The sequence below is a fragment of the Reyranella sp. genome (genome assembly GCF_004296935.1).
Lineage (GTDB): Bacteria > Pseudomonadota > Alphaproteobacteria > Reyranellales > Reyranellaceae > Reyranella.
In genome coordinates, this window is sequence record NZ_SCVH01000055.1 from 1 (window position 1) to 6,419 (window position 6,419).

10 protein-coding genes are annotated in these 6,419 nt (G+C 66.2%); 7 read left to right on the forward strand and 3 right to left on the reverse strand.

All coding sequences use genetic code 11. The annotated features are described in order from the left end of the window. The 5 genes from EPO55_RS26125 to EPO55_RS07000 all read left to right on the forward strand — a co-directional run. Positions 1-167 (forward strand): nitroreductase/quinone reductase family protein (locus EPO55_RS26125; protein WP_363718669.1); only part of this gene is annotated, 167 nt, incomplete at its 5' end. Between the two features lie 15 nt (positions 168-182). Further along, positions 183-959 (forward strand): SDR family NAD(P)-dependent oxidoreductase, encoded by a 777-nt coding sequence (locus EPO55_RS06985; RefSeq protein WP_296335862.1) that lies wholly within the window; start codon positions 183-185, stop codon positions 957-959. Between the two features lie 14 nt (positions 960-973). Next, positions 974-1,876: an NAD(P)-dependent oxidoreductase gene (locus EPO55_RS06990; RefSeq protein WP_296335864.1), complete on the forward strand. Its 903-nt coding sequence runs from the start codon at positions 974-976 to the stop codon at positions 1,874-1,876. After that, the gene (locus EPO55_RS06995) at positions 1,873-2,562 is read left to right on the forward strand and encodes an alpha/beta hydrolase (RefSeq protein WP_296335865.1); all 690 of its coding nucleotides are present in this window, start codon (positions 1,873-1,875) and stop codon (positions 2,560-2,562) included. Before EPO55_RS06990 ends, EPO55_RS06995 begins: the two co-directional genes overlap by 4 nt. Positions 2,563-2,567: 5 nt before the next feature. After that, complete coding sequence (locus EPO55_RS07000) at positions 2,568-3,686, forward strand: amidohydrolase family protein (protein ID WP_363718666.1); 1,119 nt, start codon at positions 2,568-2,570, stop codon at positions 3,684-3,686. Here EPO55_RS07000 and EPO55_RS07005 read toward each other — a convergent pair. After that, positions 3,683-4,552 (reverse strand): LLM class F420-dependent oxidoreductase, encoded by an 870-nt coding sequence (locus EPO55_RS07005; RefSeq protein WP_296335866.1) that lies wholly within the window; start codon positions 4,550-4,552, stop codon positions 3,683-3,685. The genes EPO55_RS07000 and EPO55_RS07005 overlap by 4 nt on opposite strands. A gap of 168 nt (positions 4,553-4,720) precedes the next feature. Here EPO55_RS07005 and EPO55_RS07010 point away from each other — a divergent pair, with 168 nt between their 5' ends. Further along, positions 4,721-5,038 (forward strand): cytochrome c, encoded by a 318-nt coding sequence (locus tag EPO55_RS07010; protein WP_296335868.1) that lies wholly within the window; start codon positions 4,721-4,723, stop codon positions 5,036-5,038. Positions 5,039-5,048: 10 nt separating this feature from the next. Continuing rightward, positions 5,049-5,348: a cytochrome c gene (locus EPO55_RS07015; protein ID WP_296335870.1), complete on the forward strand. Its 300-nt coding sequence runs from the start codon at positions 5,049-5,051 to the stop codon at positions 5,346-5,348. Positions 5,349-5,478: 130 nt separating this feature from the next. Here the strand turns inward: EPO55_RS07015 and EPO55_RS07020 are convergent, their stop codons facing one another. Both EPO55_RS07020 and EPO55_RS07025 read right to left on the reverse strand, forming a co-directional pair. Beyond that, positions 5,479-5,931, reverse strand: a complete 453-nt coding sequence (locus EPO55_RS07020; protein ID WP_296335871.1) for a hypothetical protein — start codon at positions 5,929-5,931, stop codon at positions 5,479-5,481. Between the two features lie 8 nt (positions 5,932-5,939). Next, the coding region (locus EPO55_RS07025) for an ATP-binding cassette domain-containing protein (protein WP_296335873.1) at positions 5,940-6,419 on the reverse strand (480 nt) is incomplete at its 5' end.

Consider the following 6,419-nt stretch of genomic DNA (forward strand, 5'->3'; position numbering starts at 1 on the left):
TCCAGGTCGGCACGGCGAAGATGAAAGCGCGGGCCCGGGTCGCGTTGGGCGAGGAGCGGGCGAAGCTGTGGAAGGAGGGCGTCGTCTTCTGGCCGCCCTACGCCGACTACCAGGTCAAGGCAGGCCCGCGCGAGATTCCCGTGGTCGTGCTCGATCCCGTCGCCTAGCACGAGGGGGCGGCCATGCGCTTCACCAACAAGGTCGCGGTGCTCACCGCGGCGGCCAACGGCATCGGCCGCGCGACGGCCGAGATCATGGCGCACGAAGGCGCGACCGTGATCGTCGTCGACAATCACCAGGGTCGACTGGACGAGGCCGTACCAGCGCTGCGCAAGATTGCCGGCAAGGGGCCGGGAAGAGTTGAGGGCAAACTGGTCGACGCGCTGGACGCGGCGCAGGTCGACAGGCTGGTCGCCGACGTGGCGCGCGACCATGGCCGTATCGACATCCTGGTCAATGCGGTGGGCGGCAGCACGGTGATCGACAACCCGCAGGCGACGACCGAGCAGCTGGCCTTTGCCGACTGGCAGAAGCTGATCGCTTTCAATCTCGACGGCACCTTCCTGTTCACCCACGCGGTGATCCCGGTGATGAAGCGGCAGCGCAGCGGCAAGATCGTCAACCTGGCCTCGATCGCCGGGCGCGGCCTCAGCGTGAACAGTTCTAGCGCCTATGCCGCAGCCAAGGGCGGCATCATCGCCTTCACCCGCAAGCTCGCCTACGAACTCGGGCCCGAGGGCATCAACGTCAATGCCATCGCGCCCAGCGTCACGCTCACCGAACGCATCCGCCCGCATTGGGAGAAGCGCTCCCAGGCTGCCCAGGCCGAGGAGATCGAGCGCACGCCGTTGCGTCGTGTCGCCGAGGCGGTCGACCAGGCGAACGTGATCTGCTTTCTGGCCTCGGCCGACGCCGATTTCGTCACCGGCCTTACCATCGACGTGACCGGCGGAATCTAGCCGAGGAGAAGAACATGGCGGGCAAGGTCGGATTCATCGGACTGGGTGCCATGGGCGGGCCGATGGCGCTCAATCTCGTGAAAGCCGGCTTCAAGCTGGTGGTGCACGACATCGACCAGACCAAGACCGCGCCGCTCCGAGCCAAGGGTGCCGAGCTTGCCGGCACGGCGGAGGCCGTGGCGGCTGAAGTGGAACGAACCATCGTCATCGTCGAGACCACCGATCAGGCGGAATCGGTGATCGCCGGTGAGCGCGGCATCATCAAGAGCGCCAAGGCCGGACATATCGTGCTCTGCATGGCGACGATCGATCCTTTCGCCGCGCGCGCCCTCGCCGACCAGCTGGCGGCGCAGGGCATCGCCATGCTTGATGCACCAGTGAGTGGCGGCACGGGACGGGCGCAGTCGGGCGAGCTGTCGGTGATCGTGGGCGGCGCCGCCGACGTGGTCGCCAAGTGCGAAGACCTCTTCAAGGCGATGGGCAATCGGACGTTCCACGTCGGCCCACTGGGCAGCGGCCTCGCCATGAAGCTGGTCAACAACATGCTGGTCCAGGTCAACACCGTGGCGGTGGCCGAGGCGATGGTGCTGGGCGTCAAGGCCGGGCTCGATCCGCAGATGATCTACGAGGTGGTGCGCGTGTCCACCGGCGCCAGTGCCGCGTGGGAGTTGCGTGTACCGCGTATCCTGAGCGGTGATTTCGAGCCGGGTGGCACGATCGACATCTCCTACAAGGACCAGGAACTGGAGACAGCCTTCGCCAAGCGGCTGGGCATGCCGCTGTTGCTGGCGAACGTGACGCAGCAGGTCTACCAGATGGCCCGCGCCCGAGGCCTCAACAAGCAGGACGGGTCGGCGATCGTAAAGGTCTTCGAGCAAATGGCCGGCGTCACCGTGAAGAAGGGGACCGAGGGATGACGACATTCGTGCTGATCCATGGCGCCTACCAGGGCGGCTGGATCTGGAACCCGGTCGCCGAGCGGCTGCGCGCCAAAGGCCATCTCGTGCTGGCGCCGACGCTGGACGGCTGCGCCGAACGCAAGGGTCAACTCCGCGCCGGCATCAATACGGAGACCCACGCGGCCGAGGTCGCCGAATTATTGTTCTACTTTGATCTAAAGGACGTCGTTCTGGCCGGCACCAGCACCGGCGGCATGGTGATGGCGCGCACCGCCGAACTGGCGCGCGAGCGCGTGGCGCGGGTGGTGTTCGCCGATGCGCTGGCATTGCTCGATGGCGAGGCCTTGCCCGACATCGTGAAGCGTCCCACCGCGGTGAACACCGAACTCGGCACCGGCCCGTCGCGGCAGGATTTCGAGACACGCCTGTTCGCCGATCTCGATCCCAAGACACGGGCCTGGGCGCTGGAGCGCTGCACGCCGCATCCGATCGCCGCCATGCAGGCGCCGGTCAGGCTGGAGCGGTTCTGGGACCAGGCGTGGAATGCCTCGGTGATCTGGTGCCGAAAGAGTTCGAATCCGCCTGTCGCGCACCAGCGACGCACCGCCGAGCGGCTGAAAGGCCGTTGGCATGAATTGGACACCGGGCACTACCCGATGCTGACCGAACCCGACGCCCTGGCGCGCCTGATCGCGGAAGGATGACGGACATGACGGAGGAAAAGGGCGCGTCGTCGCTCGGCTCGATGTTGGCCAGCCGCAAGCCCGGCGAGCCGACGCGGTACGGCCGCATCTTCAAGCCCGATGATGCGTGGCTCGCCAAGGCGCCAAAGGAGCCGATTCTCGAGCCCGGGCTGCCGATCGTCGACACCCACCATCACTTGTGGGACTTCCCGGGTTTTCGCTATCTGCTGGACGAGCTGCTCGTCGATCTTGGATGCGGCCACAACGTCGTGGCGACGGTGTTCGAGGAATGCAGGTCGATGTATCGCGCCCACGGACCCGACCAGATGAAGCCGGTGGGTGAAGTCGAATTCGTGGCCGGCGTTGCCGCCATGAGCGCGAGCGGCCGCTACGGTGCGACAAAGATTGGCGCCGGCATCGTCGGTTTTGCCGACCTGACGCTGGGCGATCGCGTCGCCCCCGTTCTGGAGGCCGAGATCGCAGTGGGTGGTGGCCGCTTCCGCGGCGTGCGCCATTCGGCGGCCTGGGACGCCGATCCGATCATCGGCAACAGCCACACCTATGACGGTCCGGGCCTCTATCTCACGTCGAATTTCCGCGCCGGCATGGCCCGGCTGGCGGCCCTCGGCCTGTCGCTCGATGCCTGGGTCTTCCATCCGCAGCTTGCCGAGGTGGTCGATCTCGCGCGCGCGTTCCCCGCGGCCAACATCGTCATGTGTCACATGGGCGGACCGCTGGGTTATGGCCCCTATGCCGGCAAGAAGGACGAGGTGTTCTCGACCTGGAAGGCGGGGATGAAGGAACTGGCCGCGTGCTCCAATGTCTCGGTGAAGCTGGGCGGCGTGATGATGCGGTTGGCCGCCTTCGACTACATGCAGGCGCCAGCCCCGCCGTCGTCCGAAGGGCTCGCCGGGTACTGGGGGCCCTACGTCAAGACCTGCCTGGAACTGTTTGGCGCCGATCGCTGCATGGTCGAGAGCAATTATCCCGTCGACAAGATGGGCGTCGGCCCGGCCGCCCTCTGGAACGCTTTCAAGCGCATGACCGCAGGTGCTTCCGCCGACGAGAAGAAGGCGATCTTCAGCGGCACCGCGAACCGCGTCTATCGCCTCGGCCTCGATCGTGTCGATCTGGCCGGCGCCTAGGCGGCCTTCTTCACCAGCTGCTCGATCTCGGCCAGGCGCGGGTCGACCTTCTCCGGCCGCTGGCTGCCCAGCATCACGACCAGCCGATCGACGCCGAGATCGGCATAGGCCTTCAGTGAATCCGCCGAGGCGCCCATCGGCGGCGTGATGATGATCTCGAACTTCCTGTCGCGCTTGCGGCCGGCCCTGGCGAAGGCCTCGTCGAGCTTGGCCAGCATGCCCTTGGTGCGTTCAGGATCGAGGTTGAAGCCGTACCAGCCGGCGCCGAACTTCACGGCGCGGCGGAAGGCGGCGTCGGCATAGCCGCCGACGATGATCGGGACGTGCGGCTTCTGGATCGGTTTGGGATCGAGTCGCATGGTCTCGAACTTCACCCACTTGCCGGCGAAGTCGACCACCGGCTCGGTCCAGAGGCGCCGCATCACTTCCAGGAATTCGTCGCAGCGCTGGCCGCGGTCCTCCCAGCGGTAGCCGCAGGCCTCGACCTCCTCCTTGTTCCAGCCGACGCCGATTCCGAAGTCGATGCGGCCGTCGGTCAGCCAGTCGAGCGTGCACATCTCCTTGGCGGTGTAGATCGGGTTGCGCTGCGGCACGAGGGCGACGCCGGTGCCGAGGCGCATCTTTGTCGTGGCGGCGGCCAGGAAGCCGAAGGTGGCGACGACGTCCAGCATGCCGCCACCGTCGGGCACGGGAATGCGGCCGTCCTTCGACCCGGGATAGCCGTAGGTGTTCTTGTCGAACAGCGCCACGTGTTCGCCCATCCAGATCGATTCGATTCCCATGCCCTCGGCGCGGCGGCCGAAATCGCGGATCATCTGCGGCGTCGCCTGGGGCGACATGAAGGTGGCGAAGACTCCGATCTTCATGCGGGGCACTCCTGATCATGGTCGGGTGAGGCGCCTTGGTTAAACCGTGCCGTCCCCGCGATCAACCGGCGGGCCGCCGCCCATCGACATTGACCTGCATCAATGACGCAAGCCGGCCCATGGCATTCGATGACAATTGGCTGGCGGGCGTTGGCAAGGGACAGGACCATGAAGACGTTGATCGTGCTGGCGGTTCTCGGACTTGCCGGCCTCACCGCGACGACGGCGCAGGGTTCGCAGGTTCAGCGCGGGCAGGCGTTCGCCCAGGCCAACTGCGCCGCCTGTCATGCGATCGGCCGATCCGGCGAAAGCTCATTGAGGACGGCGCCACCCTTCCGGACATTGCATCTCCGCTATCCGGTCGAGACTCTTGCGGAATCGCTCGCCGAGGGCATCATGACCGCACATCCGGCAATGCCGCAGTTCCGGCTGGAAGCCGGTGAGATCGGCGATTTCATCGCCTATCTGAAAACGCTCGAGCAATGAGGCGGAACCCATGCGACATCTAACGGTGATTTTCCTCGTGCTGCTCCCGCTGACGGCGGCCGCGCAGGGTCCCGGTGAAGGCCGGCCGCTGGCCGAGCGCTGGTGCATGGCGTGCCACGTCATCGAACGCGAATCGCCTACGATCACGCCCGATCGCGGACCGAGCTTCCCGGTGATCGCAGCCAAGCCAGGCACGACGGCGGAGTCGCTGCGCCGGTACCTGTCGACAGGACACACGCATATGCCGGATTTCACGCTCAGCCGCTACGAGAGCGACGCCCTGATCGCCTACATCCTGAGCCTGCGCTAGCCGCCGGTCCTACTCCGCGACCGGTGCCAGGGCATGCGGGACGCCGGTGACGTCGCAAGAGGGACCTTGCCCAGATGATGGATCAGGTGCTTGCGTCGGAGGCTTCGGCCTCCTGAGGTGTCGGTGTGGGCTACCGCCTGGCGGTGGGCCAGACCCGCTGGATCATGGCGAACAGGAAGGCGGTGGTGAGACCGAACAGCAGCATGCCGTTCAGCGCCTCGAGCGCGCCCATCATCTGCCACTGGGCTTCGAGGTGGACCTTGTCGTGGCCATAGGTGGTGAGCGCGCCCAGCGAATAGAGCATCGCCGACTTGTTGTCGGCGATGGCACCGATGACGCGGTAGGCGGCGGCCCAGACGCCGGCCTCGATGATGTGCAGGCCGGTCACGAAGATCACCGCGACGCCCACGACCAGGGCGAAGACCGGCACGAAGTGGCGGTGGGACTTGAAGCCGTGCAGCGCCCCCTCGACCTTCTGCGTGAACAGCGCGAGACAGAAGACGTGGATGACGACGTTGACCGCGATCAGCGGCACGCCCCATGCCCAGTCGGCACCCCACTGCAGGTAGTCGAACGGGTTCATCCCCGGCCTTAGGCCCTGACCAGCGGCTTGTACTTGATTCGGTGGGGCTGGTCGGCGTCGGTGCCAAGGCGGCGGTGCCGGTCGGCTTCGTAGTCCTGGTAGTTGCCCTCGAACCATTCGACGTGGCTGTCGCCCTCGAAAGCCAGCATGTGGGTGGCGATGCGGTCGAGGAACCAGCGATCGTGGCTCACGACCACGGCGCAGCCGGCGTAATCGACCAGCGCCTCTTCCAGCGCGCGCAAGGTGTCGACGTCGAGGTCGTTGGTCGGCTCGTCGAGCAGCAGCACGTTGGCGCCCGATTTCAGCATCTTGGCGAGGTTGACGCGGTTGCGCTCGCCACCCGAGAGCTGGCCGACCTTTTTCTGCTGGTCGCCGCCCTTGAAATTGAACGAGCCGCAGTAGGCGCGGCTGGAGATCTCGCGGTTGCCGAGCTTGATGATGTCGAGACCGCCCGAGAGCTCCTCCCACACGGTCTTGTTGGGATCGAG